At 64.1% G+C, this 14,416-nt stretch carries 13 protein-coding genes; 4 read left to right on the top strand and 9 right to left on the bottom strand.

The window, feature by feature from the left end:
- Positions 1 to 63: 63 nt before the first annotated feature.
- The gene (locus ACR9ZN_RS16915; RefSeq protein WP_454815223.1) at positions 64 to 534 is read right to left on the bottom strand and encodes an energy transducer TonB family protein; all 471 of its coding nucleotides are present in this window, start codon (positions 532 to 534) and stop codon (positions 64 to 66) included.
- 117 nt (positions 535 to 651) lie between these two features.
- Positions 652 to 2,472: an ABC-F family ATP-binding cassette domain-containing protein gene (locus ACR9ZN_RS16910; RefSeq protein WP_481272730.1), complete on the bottom strand. Its 1,821-nt coding sequence runs from the start codon at positions 2,470 to 2,472 to the stop codon at positions 652 to 654.
- 232 nt (positions 2,473 to 2,704) lie between these two features.
- Between ACR9ZN_RS16910 and ACR9ZN_RS16905 the strand changes: the two genes are divergently transcribed.
- Positions 2,705 to 3,493 carry a L,D-transpeptidase gene (locus tag ACR9ZN_RS16905; RefSeq protein ID WP_434957563.1) on the top strand — a complete coding sequence of 263 codons (789 nt, stop codon included), beginning with the start codon at positions 2,705 to 2,707 and terminating at the stop codon, positions 3,491 to 3,493.
- Positions 3,494 to 3,586: 93 nt separating this feature from the next.
- On the opposite strand, the gene glpD is transcribed toward ACR9ZN_RS16905, so the two are convergent.
- Complete coding sequence (gene glpD, locus ACR9ZN_RS16900) at positions 3,587 to 5,116, bottom strand: glycerol-3-phosphate dehydrogenase (protein WP_481272729.1); 1,530 nt, start codon at positions 5,114 to 5,116, stop codon at positions 3,587 to 3,589.
- A gap of 282 nt (positions 5,117 to 5,398) precedes the next feature.
- Here glpD and ACR9ZN_RS16895 point away from each other — a divergent pair, with 282 nt between their 5' ends.
- Entirely contained in the window at positions 5,399 to 6,460 is a 1,062-nt protein-coding gene (locus ACR9ZN_RS16895; RefSeq protein WP_481272728.1) for a sugar phosphate isomerase/epimerase family protein, read from the top strand.
- A gap of 15 nt (positions 6,461 to 6,475) precedes the next feature.
- Complete coding sequence (locus ACR9ZN_RS16890) at positions 6,476 to 7,648, top strand: Gfo/Idh/MocA family protein (protein ID WP_481272727.1); 1,173 nt, start codon at positions 6,476 to 6,478, stop codon at positions 7,646 to 7,648.
- 11 nt (positions 7,649 to 7,659) lie between these two features.
- Here the strand turns inward: ACR9ZN_RS16890 and ACR9ZN_RS16885 are convergent, their stop codons facing one another.
- Entirely contained in the window at positions 7,660 to 8,262 is a 603-nt protein-coding gene (locus ACR9ZN_RS16885) for a TetR/AcrR family transcriptional regulator (RefSeq protein WP_481272726.1), read from the bottom strand.
- Positions 8,263 to 8,385: 123 nt separating this feature from the next.
- Here ACR9ZN_RS16885 and ACR9ZN_RS16880 point away from each other — a divergent pair, with 123 nt between their 5' ends.
- The gene (locus tag ACR9ZN_RS16880; RefSeq protein WP_454815213.1) at positions 8,386 to 9,585 is read left to right on the top strand and encodes an MFS transporter; all 1,200 of its coding nucleotides are present in this window, start codon (positions 8,386 to 8,388) and stop codon (positions 9,583 to 9,585) included.
- Between the two features lie 18 nt (positions 9,586 to 9,603).
- Here ACR9ZN_RS16880 and ACR9ZN_RS16875 read toward each other — a convergent pair whose 3' ends face one another.
- The 5 genes from ACR9ZN_RS16875 to ACR9ZN_RS16855 all read right to left on the bottom strand — a co-directional run bounded on the left by ACR9ZN_RS16875 (position 9,604) and on the right by ACR9ZN_RS16855 (position 14,268).
- Positions 9,604 to 10,569, bottom strand: coding sequence for a branched-chain amino acid ABC transporter permease (locus ACR9ZN_RS16875; RefSeq protein WP_481274364.1), 966 nt, complete (start codon positions 10,567 to 10,569; stop codon positions 9,604 to 9,606).
- Positions 10,569 to 11,456 carry a branched-chain amino acid ABC transporter permease gene (locus ACR9ZN_RS16870; RefSeq protein ID WP_441770440.1) on the bottom strand — a complete coding sequence of 296 codons (888 nt, stop codon included), beginning with the start codon at positions 11,454 to 11,456 and terminating at the stop codon, positions 10,569 to 10,571. Before ACR9ZN_RS16870 ends, ACR9ZN_RS16875 begins: the two co-directional genes overlap by 1 nt.
- A 92-nt stretch (positions 11,457 to 11,548) precedes the next feature.
- Positions 11,549 to 12,766, bottom strand: coding sequence for an ABC transporter substrate-binding protein (locus ACR9ZN_RS16865; protein ID WP_481272725.1), 1,218 nt, complete (start codon positions 12,764 to 12,766; stop codon positions 11,549 to 11,551).
- A gap of 31 nt (positions 12,767 to 12,797) precedes the next feature.
- Positions 12,798 to 13,520 (bottom strand): ABC transporter ATP-binding protein, encoded by a 723-nt coding sequence (locus ACR9ZN_RS16860; RefSeq protein WP_434957555.1) that lies wholly within the window; start codon positions 13,518 to 13,520, stop codon positions 12,798 to 12,800.
- Positions 13,513 to 14,268 carry an ABC transporter ATP-binding protein gene (locus ACR9ZN_RS16855; protein ID WP_434957554.1) on the bottom strand — a complete coding sequence of 252 codons (756 nt, stop codon included), beginning with the start codon at positions 14,266 to 14,268 and terminating at the stop codon, positions 13,513 to 13,515. The genes ACR9ZN_RS16860 and ACR9ZN_RS16855 overlap by 8 nt, the downstream gene beginning before the upstream one ends.
- Positions 14,269 to 14,416: the final 148 nt, after the last annotated feature.

Here is a 14,416-nt window from a genome sequence, read left to right as displayed (position 1 = left end):
GATCCCGTCGCATCGTCCTCGGCGCGGCCGACAGGATGAAGCACGATGCAGGGGCTGTCGCGCTCAATTTGCGCGGGGCGGCTTGGCCTTGGGTTTATTCTGTGGCTGTGGCCCGCCCATGAAATGAATCGGGAGCTGAAGCGAGAAGTTCTCTCCTGTCACATTGGCCGGCGGTTTGGGAAAGGGTGTAGCTCGTTTGAGCGCTTCCAGCGCAGCCTGGTCGAACTCGCTCTTGCCTGAACCCTGGACCACCCTGGCCGACAACACGCGTCCGTCACGATCGAGGACAAAGCCGACCGTGACCTGCGCGGATGGCAATGGAGGCGGCACTTCGCCTTCCTTCAACGGTGGCTGAGGCAGGGTGGGAAACTGGGTATTAGCCCACACCTGCCTGAGCAGAGCGGTATGCCAGCTCTTGGCATCGGTGATCGGTGGAGGCGTGGGTGCCGGCTTGGACTGGGCCCAAACGGGCGAGGTGACCAGAGGCGCTCCAAGCAAAGCCAGGATCAGCGCAAGACGTTGGAAGGCAGACATGGATTTTTCCAGAAAGCTCAGGCGAACACCCTTGTTGCTTTTCCCGAAAGATTGCAAGCTTTTGAATTCACTATGGAATAATTCTTATCGGCGCAGGCGGGCCGTGCAGGTTGCCTGTCAGCCCTCGATTTCCTCACGCAGCATCTCCAGGGTCAGCCATTCCTCCTCGGCCTGCGTCTTCTCGGCTTCCACCTTGGCGAGTTGCTGGCCGATCTCGGCGAATTTCTTCGAATCCTTGGCAAACAGGTCAGGGTCACCAAGCCGCTCCTGCAGGTTCGCAGCCTTGGTGGCAAGCTGCTCGATCTTGCGGGGCAGGGTTTCGAGGGCGTGCTTTTCTTTGAACGAAAGCTTGCGCTTGCCGGTGCGTTCCGGCGCTGAGCGGGCCGCCGCTTGGTCCGTCGGCGCCTGTCTGGGCGCCTCGGTCTTCTCCACCGGTTTACGAGCCACGCCGGCGCCGCGCTGGGCGACCATGTCGCTATAGCCGCCGGCATATTCCGTCCAGCGCCCATCGCCCTCGCTCATCAGGATCGAGGTCGAGACCCGATCGAGAAAGTCGCGGTCATGGCTGATGACGATGGCCGTGCCCTGATAGTCTCCGATCATCTCCTGCAGGAGATCGAGCGTCTCCAGGTCGAGATCGTTGGTCGGCTCGTCCAGCACCAGGAAGTTGGAGGGCTTTGCAAGGGCGCGTGCCAGCATCAGCCGGCCGCGCTCGCCGCCCGAAAGCACCGAAACCGGGGTGCGCGCCTGCTCCGGTGGAAACAGGAAGTCGCGCATATAGCCGATCACATGTTTGCGCTCGCCCCCGACCTCGACATAGTCCGAGCCGCCGCCCGTAAGTGTATCGCTGAGGGTCGTCTGCGGATCCAGGCTCTCGCGGCGCTGGTCCAGCGTCACCATCTGCAGGCTGGCTCCGAGCTTCACCACGCCGCTGTCGGGCGGGATGGCGCCGGTCAAGAGGTTGAGCAGGGTGGTCTTGCCTGCGCCATTGGGGCCGACGATGCCAATCCTGTCACCGCGGGCGATGCGGATGGAGAAATCCTTGACGATCGGCGGGCCGCCCCAACTCTTGTTCACGCCGACAGCCTCGGCGATGAGCTTGCCGCTTTCCTCGCCCTCCGTCGTGGTCAGCTTCACCGTGCCGGTGACACGGCGGGCATCACGTCGCTCCTGGCGGAGGGCGCTGAGGTTGGCCATACGCCGGACATTGCGCTTGCGCCGGGCGGTCACGCCGTAGCGCACCCAATGCTCTTCCGCCACGATCTTGCGGTCGAGTTTCTGGCGGTCGCGCTCTTCTTCCTCCAGCACCTGGTCGCGCCATTCCTCGAAGAAGGCGAAACCACGATCAATGCGGCGGGTCAGGCCACGGTCGAGCCAGACGGTGGCGCGCGACAGGTTTTCGAGGAAGCGGCGGTCATGGCTGATCAGCACCAGGGCCGAGCGCAGCGAGCCGATTTCCTTTTCCAGCCATTCGATGGCGGGCAGGTCGAGATGGTTGGTCGGCTCGTCGAGCAGCAGGATGTCCGGCTCGGGGGCGAGCACCCGGGCAAGCGCCGCACGCCGGGCCTCGCCGCCGGAGAGGTTTTCGGGGCTCTCCTCGCCGGTCAGGCCGAGTTCGTTGAGCAGATAGAGGGCGCGGTAATTGTCGTCACCCGGCCCGAGGCCTGCCTCGACATAGGCGAGTGTGGTGGCAAAACCTCTGAAATCCGGCTCCTGCGGCAGATAGCGCACCGTGGCGCCGGGATGCACGAAACGCTCGCCGCGATCGGCCTCGATCAGGCCGGCGGCGATCTTGAGCAACGTCGACTTGCCCGAGCCGTTGCGGCCGACGAGGCAGAGCCTCTCGCCGGGGGCGATCGATATGTCGGCTCCCTCCAGGGTCGGGGTGCCGCCAAAGGTGAGATGGACGTCGCGCAGGAAGAGCAGGGGAGGAGCCATGCGCGCCTTGTGCAGGCGGGCACGAGACGGGTCAAGCCTTCATTCGGTGCGCACTGTGTCCTAAAGCACGTCCCAGCCAGTCTGCGGGGCGTAGATGAAGCCAATGTGAACGGCGGTATGTTCACGAGAACGCGAGATAAAGAAATTCGGAACGTTGCAGCAAAGGCACAGCCGAACACTGAAGTCTTGCTTATTGTATGTGCCGGTTCTCCCGATCCCAGTAGGATGTGTAATGTCGTCTCTCTCCCGCCGCGCCTTTCTCATGGGCGCTTCGCTGACTGGACTGGGCCTAAGCCTGGCCAGTTGCGTGACCGATTCAGCCGCAATCAAGCCGGTGGTCGTAGCTTCGGCTGATCCGGCAACGCTGCCGGCGGTGCCGGTTGATGGCCGGCCGATCGATGAGATCACGCAGCCCGAACAACCCCTCACCCCCGAGGGGACCTATGACTACAAGGCGATCTACGGTCAGACGACTGACGGTAAATTCGTCGTGTCGGCCGTGGATACCAAGCGTATCGGTCCCCAATTCCTGCGAGCCGAGGTCGATTATCCGACCAGCGAGCCGGCCGGCACCATCGTTGTCGATCCCAGGGCGCATTATCTCTACTACGTCATGGGCGGCGGACGGGCCATGCGCTACGGCGTCGGCGTCGGCAAGCAGGGCTTCGGCTGGTCGGGCTCGGCGGAAATCCGCTACAAGCGCGAATGGCCCGATTGGTATCCGCCCAAGGAAATGATCGCCCGTCGGCCCGACCTGAGGGGCAGCCTGGCGCAATTGCAGAGCGGTGTGGGCGTGCGCGGCGGGCCGCGCAATCCGATCACCGGCCGCGCGCTGTATCTGTGGCAGGATAACAAGGATACGCTCTATCGTATCCACGGCACCAACGAGCCTTACAGCATCGGGCACAATGCCTCTTCGGGCTGCATCCGCATGATCGTCCAGGATGCGATCGACCTTTACAAGCGCGCTCCCCTCGGCGGCCGCGTGGTTGTCCTCGGTCCGGGCATGTCGGAAGCCTGAGGCAGAAAAAATCCGCCGCTTTGCGGCGTTCACGCGAGGCCGGGTCGATGCCCGGCCTTTGCTTTTGGCGAGATGGATGATGTGGCCGCATCCTCAGGAAGTCGCTTGCGCACGCCCTCGCGCCTGCTCCCGCATGTAGAGATCGAGTGCTTCAGCCTGCTCGGCCGTCATGCGCAGGCCGAGTTTAGAGCGGCGCCAGAGCACGTCTTCCGCGCGCTGGGCCCATTCGTGCTGCATGAGATAGTCGACCTCGGCCTCCGTCAGCGTGCCGCCGAAGTCGCGGCCGAGATCTGCGTAGGAGCGGGCCTGGCCGAGCAGCTGTTCCGCCTTGGTGCCATAGGCACGGGCGAGACGCCGGGCATAGTCCGCATCGAGCCAGGTGAAGCGCGACTTCAGGTCCGCGACATAGGCATCGAAACCGAGCACGGGAATGTCGCCGCCCGGCAGTGCCGCGGTGGCCGACCAGCCGCGTTTGGCATTGGCGGCGGGGGCCGTGTATCTCTCCAGTTTCTCCAGCGCATGCTCGGCGAGGCGGCGATAGGTGGTGATCTTGCCGCCGAAGATCGACAGCAGCGGCGCGCCGGCCTCATCGTCGAGCACCAGCACGTAATCGCGCGTGGCGGCCTGGGCCGCGCTGGCGCCGTCGTCATAGAGCGGTCGCACGCCTGAATAGGTCCACACCACGTCCTGCGGCGTGACGGCTTGCGTGAAATATTCGCTGGCGGCTCGGCAGAGATAGTCGATTTCTTCCTCGCTCGCTTTCACGGTGGCGGGATCGGCGTGATAATCGCGGTCCGTCGTGCCGATCAGTGTGAAGTCGTGCTCATAGGGGATGGCGAAGATGATGCGGTTGTCGGCATTCTGGAAGATGTAGCAGCGGTCATGGTCGTAAAGGCGGGGAACGACGATGTGCGATCCCTGGACCATGCGCACATGGGCCTTGCTGGCAAGGCCGAGCTTGTTTTCCAGTACATCGGCGACCCATGGACCAGCGGCGTTGACGAGCGCACTGGTGATCACCGTCTGGCGCGAGCCGGTGAGCGTATCCTCTACGGTGAGAGTCCAGCCGTCGGGGCCACGCAGGGCCGAGACGGCACGGGTGCGCGGCAAGATGACGGCGCCGCGATCGGCGGCGTCCCGCGCGTTCAGGACGACCATGCGGGCATCCTCGACCCAGCAGTCCGAATATTCGAAACCCTTTTCCTGCGCGCCCGGCTTGAGCGGTCCGCCCGTCACGTCGCGGGTGAGATCGAGCGTGCGCGTGGGCGGCAGCAATTTGCGGCCGCCCAGATGGTCATAGAGGAACAGGCCCACTCTGAGCATCCAGGCTGGGCGTAAGCCCTGGTGATAGGGCAGCACGAAACGCAGCGGCCAGATGATGTGCGGGGCAATCCGCCAGAGCACCTCCCGCTCCATCAGTGCTTCGCGCACCAGCCGGAACTCGTAATATTCCAGATAGCGCAAGCCGCCATGGATCAGTTTGGTGGCCTTGGAGGAGGTGCCTGAGGCAAAATCGTCCTGCTCGCACAGAAAAACCTTGAGCCCGCGTCCCGCCGCATCACGGGCAATGCCGCAGCCATTGATGCCGCCGCCGATGATGGCCAGATCGAATGCGCCTTCCACCTTCGCGCCTCCTGTCGAGTGCCGCCGCTCCCGTCCTCCCGGTGATGCGAACCAAGGGGCTCGGTGGGCTACAACCTGCGCTGCCCCGAAGGGCAAGGCAAGCCATCACTGCTTCCTGGGGTACGTACATCAAATCGCCGTTGCGCAGTCCAAAAGGATTTGCCATGGTGAGGCAAGCCGAGGGACGGGTCAGACAAATGGTCCCAAGCCGAGAGAGTGAGGCGGCATCCGTAGTCGCTCCGGACTCTCCGGCCCAAAGGCATCACCGCAGGAGACGCAGTCATGGCGGCCACGATCAAGGGACCGGCGATCTTTCTCGCCCAGTTCGCGGGCGACGCCGCGCCCTTCAACTCCCTCGATTCCATCTGTAAATGGGCTGCCTCGCTGGGTTATAAGGGCGTACAGATCCCGAGTTGGGACAGTCGTCTGTTCGATCTCAGGAAAGCTGCCGAATCCAAGGCCTATTGCGACGAAGTCGCCGGCGTGGTTGCCAAGCATGGCCTCGCCATCACCGAATTGTCGACCCATCTGCAAGGCCAGTTGGTTGCCGTACATCCGGCCTATAACGAGGCCTTCGACGGCTTTGCGCCGCCGGAGGTGCGTGGCAAACCGAAAGAGCGGCAGGCCTGGGCCGTGGAGCAATTGAAGGCTGCCGCAACCGCCTCCCGCCATCTCGGCCTCGATGCCAGCGTCACCTTCTCCGGTGCCTTGGCCTGGCCTTTCGCCTATCCCTGGCCGCAACGGCCGGCCGGCCTCATCGACGAGGCGTTCGGCGAACTGGCCAAGCGCTGGAAACCCATCCTCGATACCTATGACGCCGTAGGGGTCGACGTCTGCTATGAGCTGCATCCCGGCGAGGACCTGTTCGACGGCGCGACCTTCGAGCGTTTCGTCGACCGCCTGAAAGGGCACAAGCGCGCCAACATCAACTATGACCCGTCGCATTTCGTGCTGCAGCAGCTCGATTATCTCGCCTTCATCGATATCTATCACGAGCGCATCAAGGCCTTTCACGCCAAGGATGCCGAGTTCAACCCGACGGGTCGCCAGGGCGTCTATTCGGGTTATGCCTCCTGGACGGAGAGGGCAGGACGCTTCCGCTCGCTGGGCGACGGGCAGGTCGACTTCACCGGTGTCTTCTCCAAACTCGCGCAATATGATTATGCCTCCTGGGCCGTGCTCGAATGGGAATGCTGTCTCAAGCATCCCGAAGACGGTGCGGCGGAAGGGGCGCCCTTCATCGCCGCCCATATCATCCGCGTGACTGAGAAGGCCTTCGACGATTTCGCCGGCGGTGGCACCGATCGCAAGGCGGTCCGGCGCATGCTCGGCCTCAACCGATAAGCAGAGGGAAATACGATGGCGATCGAGGGCCGTTCGGACAGCAAGGCAGGCGGGCGCGTGCGCTATGGCATGGTCGGTGGCGGGGAGGGTGCCTTCATCGGCGCCGTGCATCGCCTCGCCGCCCGCATGGACGATGATTACGTGCTGGTGGCGGGCGCCCTGTCGTCCACGCCGGAGAAGGCCCAGCGTTCCGGCGAGGCGCTCGGGCTCGCTGCGGACCGGATCTATCCCGATTTCGAGACAATGGCGCGCAAGGAAAAGCGCCGCAAGGACGGCATCGAGGCTGTCTCCATCGTCACGCCCAACCATATGCACGCCCCGGCGGCGGAAGCCTTCATCAAGGCGGGCATCCATGTCATCTGCGACAAGCCGGTGACCACCACGTTGAAGGACGCCCTACGCCTGAAGAAGCTCGCCGCCGACAAGGGCGTGATCTTCGCGGTGACGCATAATTACACCGGCTATCCTCTTATCCGCGCGGCGCGTGAGATGGTGAAGTCGGGGCAATTGGGGCCTATCCGCCTGATCCAGGTCGAATACCCGCAGGACTGGTTGACCACGCCGATCGAGCAGAGCGGCCAGAAGCAGGCCGATTGGCGCACTGATCCCAAGCGCTCCGGCGCCGGCGGCGCCATCGGCGATATCGGCACCCATGCCTTCAACCTGGCCCAGTTTGTCGGCGGCCTGGAGGTTTCGGAATTGCTGGCCGAACTGACTTCCTTCGTGCCTGCCCGCGCTCTCGACGACAATGTGCAGATCCTGCTGCGCTATGCCAATGGCGCGCGCGGGGCGCTGTGGGCAAGCCAGGTGGCGCCGGGTAACGAGAATGGCCTGATGCTGCGCGTCTATGGCGAGAAGGCGGGGTTCCATTGGCGGCAGGACAATCCGAACTATCTCTATTTCACCCCGCACGGCGAGCCGACCCGTATCATCACCCGGGGCTCGGCCGCAGCCGGCGAGGATGCGGCGCGGATGACACGCGTGCCCCCGGGCCATCCCGAAGGCTATCTCGAAGGCTTTGCCAACATCTATACCGAGATCGCCCGTGCCATCCGGGCCGCCCGCGGCGGTGAAGCCCTCGATCCGGCCGTGCTCTTCCCGGGCATCGACGACGGCATCGCCGGCATGGCCTTCATCGAGGCGGCTGTGAAATCCTCGAAGAAGGGTGGCGTCTGGGTGAAGCCGTAACCGGCCGAACCCTATCCGGCGCCATTTGCGCCGGAGGCGACCAGTGTTTCGATCCGACGCAGGAGTGCCTCGTCGGCGTCGATCTGCCAGGTCAGCAGATGGTACCAGTTGAATCCTGCCCACAATGCGATGCGTTCATCGATCAATCGGGCAGGAAATTCGCCGCGCGCCGCTGCCCGCTCGAAGAGACGGCGCGCTGGCCGGAACAGCACGGGCAGAAACTCGTTGCGCAGGCGTGAGCCCGCCGCTTCGCTCGCTTGCGCTTCGGCGAGCAGGGCCCTGAAGGCGCCGCCGGGGGGAGTTCGCCAGAAGCGCCATAGATCGGCGGTATGCTGTACGAGATCCTCGACCAGGCTGCCCGTGTCCGGCAGGCTTATCGCCCGCGCCTTTTCGGCTCCATAGGCTGCCATGAACAGGTCGGCCTTGGTCGGCCACCAGCGATAGACGGTGGCCTTGCCGGCACCGGCTCGCCGGGCGGCCTCCTCGATGGAAAACCCCGCATAGCCTCGATCCGCGAGAAGCTCTCGTGCGGCCTCGATGATGGCGGTCTCGGTGTGCGGATTGCGACGGGCGCCGATCGAGCGGCGCCTTGGCTGCGTGGTTGTCGTCTCCATGCGGTGCCTCCCCATCTTGACATAACGAAACGTATCGTTTTATTCAATCATAACGATACGTATCGTTTCATTAATCGGCGAGTACTCGCCGTGAAACCGCCTGCTGTGAACCCGATGCATCAGATGGAAAATACTGCCCCCGCCGCCGTCCGGCAGGCTGCTCCCGCCTTGGTTCTGACCCTGGCGGTCGCAACCGGGGCCATCGTCGGCAATCTCTATTATGCCCAGCCGCTGGTCGCCAAGATCGCACCCGAGATCGGTATCGGCCCTGATCTGGCTGGCGCCATCGTCAGCCTCACCCAGATCGGTTATGGCCTGGGGCTCATCCTGCTGGTCCCCCTGGCTGATCTCATCGAGAACAAGGTTCTGGCATTGGCGACGCTCGTTTGCGCGGCCGCCAGCCTGCTCCTCGCGGCTGTCGCACAAGGTGTCGTGGCTTTCCTGTTCGCATCGCTCGCCATCGGGATATTCTCGGCCGGTGCCCAGATCCTGGTGCCCTTCATCACTCATTTCGTTCCGCCCGAGCGGCGTGGCCGCGCGGTCGGCCTGGTGATGGCCGGTCTGATCACCGGCATCATGCTGGCAAGGCCCGCCGCGCTTTTCGTGGCGGCCTATCTGAATTGGCGGGCGGTCTTTCTCGTCTCCGCTGGGCTGATGATCGGCATCGGCGCTGTTCTCTGGCGCATGATGCCACGCTATCAGCCGTCCGGCACGAGCCATTACGGGGCCGTGCTGGCCTCGCTGCCGGGCCTCGTGCGGAACACGCCGATCCTCCGCCGCCGCGCCCTCTACCAGATGCTGTTGTTCTCAGCCTTCAACCTGTTCTGGACCGCCGCGCCCCTGATGCTGACGGAACGTTTCGGCATGTCCGACTATGCGATCGGTCTCTTCGCTCTCGCCGGGGCGGGTGGAGCGCTGGCAGCGCCGCTGGCGGGGCGCCTTGCCGATCATGGGCATGGGCGCATGGCGACCTACGGCGCGATGGCCTCTCTGGCGCTGGCCTTTCTCGCCACGGCTCTGGGCGAGCATATCCTGTCTCTTCTGGTGCTGATCGTTGCGACGCTGGTGATCGACGCGGCGGTGCAGACCAACCAGATCGTGAGCCAGCGCACCATCTTCTCGACCGCCCCAGCGGTTCGGGGACGCATCAATGCCCTCTATATGACGACGGTGTTCGTCGGCGGGGCGCTGGGATCGGTGCTGGGTACGCTGACCTATCACGCCGGCGGCTGGATGTTCACGGCCGCGACCGGTGCCGCTCTCGGCATCGCCGGACTGGCCGCCTTCGCAACGGAACGGCTGGAGCACCGCGGCCCCGATTGAGGAGGGTGGCAATACCGCCTAGCCGGCCTTGCGCAGCAGCTTGGCCAAAGTGCCGGCGAGCCCGTCGCGGAAGGCGAGCACGCAGATGACGAAGACCGCGCCCTGGGCCACCGTCACCCAGGAGCCGAGCGGGGCGAGATAGGTTTCCATCGCCACCACGATCAGTGCGCCGAGCATCGGGCCGAACAACGTGCCGGTGCCGCCGACCAGCGCCATCAGCACGACTTCGCCCGACATCGTCCAGTGCACGTCCGTCAGCGAGGCGAGCTGGAACACCAGCGCCTTGGTGGCGCCGGCAATGCCGGCCAGGGTAGCCGACAGGGTGAACATCATCAGCTTGAAGCGCTCGGCGTCATAGCCCAGCGAGAGGGCACGGGGCTCGTTGTCGCGGATCGCCTTCATCACCTGCCCGAAGGGCGAATGCACGATGCGGTGGATGGCGAACAGGCCCAGGAGCACGATCACGGCAACCAGGACATAGAGGGCCTTGTCGTCGGAAAGGTCGATGAGACCGAACAGCTTGCCGCGTGGTACCGCCTGGATGCCGTCCTCGCCGCCGGTAAAGGGCGCCTGCAGGGCGAAGAAATACACCATCTGGGCCAGGGCCAGGGTGATCATGGCGAAATAGATGCCCTGGCGCCGGATGGCGAGCGAGCCGATCGCGAGGCCGAGGATGGCGGCCACGGCACCTCCGCTGAGGATCGCCAGTTCCGGCGTCAGGCCCCAGACCTTGGCGGCATGGGCGCTGGCATAGCTCGCCATGCCGAAAAAGGCGGCGTGGCCGAAGGAGAGCAGGCCGCCATAGCCGAGCAGAAGGTTGAAGGCGCAGGCGAACAGGCCGAAGCACAGCACCTTCATCACGAAGACCGGATAGGCGACGAAGGGCGCGACGGCGATCAGCGCGACGATGAGCAGCATGACACCGCGATCCCCGATCAGGGGCGTTGTGCGGGCCGCAGCCGCCGGCTGGGTGGAGGACGCCATCATGAGGCCCTCCCGAACAGGCCGGCGGGCCGCACGAGCAGCACGATGACCATCACCACGAAGACTACGGTGGCCGATCCCTGCTGGTAGAAATTCTTGACGATGCCCTCGATCAGCCCAAGGCCGAAGCCCGTCACCACCGAGCCGAGGATCGAGCCCATGCCGCCGATCACCACCACCGCGAAGACCACGATGATGAGATCGGAGCCCATATTGGGATTGACGTTGCTGGTGGTCGCCGCCAGCACACCGGCAAGTCCGGCGAGGCCGACCCCGAAGCCGTAGGTCAGCATCCTCAGCAAGGGCACGTTGATGCCGAAGGCCTCGACCAGCTTGGGATTCTCGGTCGCGGCGCGCAGATAGGCGCCCAGGCGCGTCTTCTCGATCACCAGCCAGGTCGCGAGGCAGATGGCCAGCGAGAAGGCGATCACGAAGACGCGGCTTTTCGGCAGCACCATGAAGCCGAGATTGACGGGGCCCGTCAGGGCCGCCGGCAGGGTGTAGGGCACGCCGGAAACGCCGTAGTAGTTGCGGAACAGGCCCTGGATGATCAGCGCCAGGCCGAAGGTGAGCAGCAGGCCGTAGAGATGATCGAGCTGGTAGAGCCTGGAGATGAAGACCCGTTCGATCGCGATGCCGACCAGGCCGACGCCGAGCGGCGCCAGGATGAGCGCCGGCCAGAAACCGATGCCGGCATAGTTGAACAGCATCCAAGCCGCGAAGGCCCCCATCATGTAAAGGGCGCCATGGGCGAAGTTGATGACGTTGAGCAGGCCGAAGATGATGGCGAGGCCCAGGCTGAGCAATGCGTAGAAGGAGCCGTTGATCAGGCCCAGCGCGAGCTGGGCCATGATGCCCTGCAGGGGAATGCCGAATATCGTCGTCACCTTATGGGTCCTTCACCGTCGTCTGCTTCGTCTCGGCGAGAGGGAACGAAAGGCGCATAGCATGATCCGCGATGCGCCGAACGGCCCTATTACTACTTCACCAGCGGACAGCCGGCCTCGGCCATGGGTTGGAAGGCCTCGACCGCCGGAATGGTGGCGAGCAGCTTGTAATAGTCCCACGGCCCCTTGGATTCGTCGGGCTTCTTGACCTGGAACAGATACATGTCGTGGGTCACGCGGCCATCCTTGCGCACTTCGCCCTTGCCGAACAGGGGATCGTCGGTCGGCGTTGACTTCATCTTGGCCATCACTGCCGCGGCGTCCTTGGACTTGGCGGCCTCGATGCTCTTGAGATAGTGCAGGACACCGGCATAGACGCCGGCATGCACCATGGTCGGCATCTTGCCGCCGCTCTGTTCGGCAAAGCGCTTCGACCAGGCGCGGGTGCCGTCGTTGAGATCCCAGTAGAAGGCTTCCGTCAGCACCAGGCCCTGGGCCGCCTGCAGGCCGAGCGCATGCACGTCGGAGATGAAGATCAACAGGCCCGCCAGGCTCTGGCCGCCCTGGGTGATGCCGAATTCGGCGGCCTGCTTGATGGCGTTGACGGTGTCGCCGCCGGCATTGGCGAGCCCGATCACCTTGGCGCCGGAGGACTGGGCCTGCAGCAGGAAGGAGGAGAAATCGGAGGTCGGGAAGGGCGCCTTGATCGAGCCGACCACCTTGCCGCCCGCAGCCTTCACGATGGCAGAGGCATTTTCCTCCAGTGACTTGCCGAAGGCATAGTCGGCCGTGATGAAGAACCAGCTGTCGCCGCCCTGCTTGACCATGGCCCCGCCCGTGCCCTTGGCCAGGGCATAGGTGTCGTAGGTCCACAAAAGCGTATTGGGCGTGCACTGCTTTCCGGTGATCTCGGTGGAGCCGGCGCCGGAGTCGATGAAGATCTTGTTCTTTTCCTTGGTCACCTGGCTGACGGCGAGTGCCACCGAGGAGGTCGGCACGTCGAAGATGGCGTCGACGCCATCCTGGTCGTACCATTGGCGGGCAATGCCGGCGCCGATATCGGGCTTGTTCTGGTGATCGGCCGAGACGATCTCGACCTTAAGGCCCTTCTCGGCGGCCTTGAAGTCCTCCACCGCCATCTTGGCGGCGATCACCGAGCCCTCGCCGGAGAGGTCGGCATAGACGCCGGACCGATCGTTGAGGATGCCGAGCTTGACCGCGATGTCCTCCGCGCTTGCCGGCCCGAGCGCCGAACCCATGAACATGGTGGCGAGGGCTGCTGCTGCGAGCAGGGTCCGTTTTGAAATCATGAGCGTCTCCCGTTCAGCTTTTTGATTGGCGTCACACGCCCAGATAGGCGTGCAATTTGTCGCTGCTGGCTTCCAGCTCGGCATTGGGGATCATGTCGATCACCTTGCCCTGCTCGACGACATAGTGGCGATCCGCCACGGTCGAGGCGAAGCGGAAATTCTGTTCGACCAGGATGATGGTGAAGCCGCGCTGCTTGAGGCTGGCGATGGTGTGCCCGATCTGCTCGACGATCACCGGTGCGAGGCCCTCGGTCGGCTCGTCGAGCAGCAGGAGATTGGCGCCGGTGCGCAGGATGCGGCCGATGGCCAGCATCTGTTGCTCGCCGCCCGAGAGCTTGGTGCCCTGGCTGGCGAGGCGCTGCTTGAGATTGGGGAACAGGGTGAAGATCTCGTCCACCGTGAGGCCGCCGGGCTTCACCACCGGCGGCAGTTCGAGATTTTCCTTCACCGAGAGGCTGGCGAAGATGCCGCGCTCTTCCGGGCAATAGCCGATGCCCATACGGGCGATATGGCGAGAGCCGAGGCCGATGGTTTCCTGCCCGCCGAAATGGATCGAGCCCTTTCGCTTGGCCATCACGCCGATGATCGATTTCATCGTGGTGGTCTTGCCGGCGCCGTTGCGACCGAGCAGCGTCACCACCTCGCCGGGGTTAACGTCGAAATCGATGCCGTGCAGCACATGGGACTCGCCATACCAGGCCTCGAGGCCGCGTACCCGGAGCAGGGGGGCAGGGATGTTCGCCGAATCAGGCATGGCCACTCCCGATATAGGCCTCGACCACCCGCGGATCGCCGGAGACGGATTTGTAGTCGCCCTGTGCCAGCACCTTGCCGCGCGCCAGCACCGTGATGGTATTGGACAGGGTGGCGACTACCGAGAGATTGTGCTCGACCATCAGGATGGTGCGGCTTGCCGCGATCTTGCGGATCAGCTCGGTGGTGCGCTCGACATCCTCATGGCCCATGCCGGCCATCGGTTCGTCGAGCAGCAGCATTTCCGGATCGAGCGCCAGGGTCGTTGCGAGTTCCAGGGCGCGCTTGCGGCCGTAGGAGAGTTCCTTGGCCGGCGTAGCCAGGAAGGACGACAGGCCGACGCTCTCGGCGAGTTCGGCCGCCTCCTGGTTCATATCGGCGAGGACACGCTGCGAGCGCCAGAAATCATAGGAATGCCCGCGCCGGCGCTGCAGGGCGATGCGGATATTGTCGCTCACGCTCATCTCGCCGAACACAGCCGAGATCTGGAAGGAGCGGACCAGGCCGAGCCGGGCTACGGCGGCCGGCTTCATGCCGGTAATGTCCTGGCCCTTATAGGTAATGCGTCCGGCCGACGGGGACAGGAACTTGGTCAAGAGATTGAAACAGGTCGTCTTGCCGGCGCCGTTCGGACCGATGAGAGCATGGACCGTTCCGCGCATGACCGAGAGATCGACACCGTCGACTGCCCGGAATCCCCTGAAATCCTTGGTCAGGCCTTCGGCTTTCAGGACTGTATCTTTTGCCATCAAGCGGAGCGTTTCCCCTAAGCAAAGTTTCCCGATATTGCCCACGAATGGGTAATATCGGGAAACTTTGCAAGCGTTTGATATTCTGCAGATTCCTCCTGCTCGAGCAGGAGGAATCTGCTTAGCGCTTCTAAATCTTGCTTGGCGC

Source organism: Labrys sp. HAY1-8F, from assembly GCF_056754975.1.
Note: the sequence above shows the minus strand (reverse complement) of the source record. Positions and strands in the feature narration are given on the sequence as shown.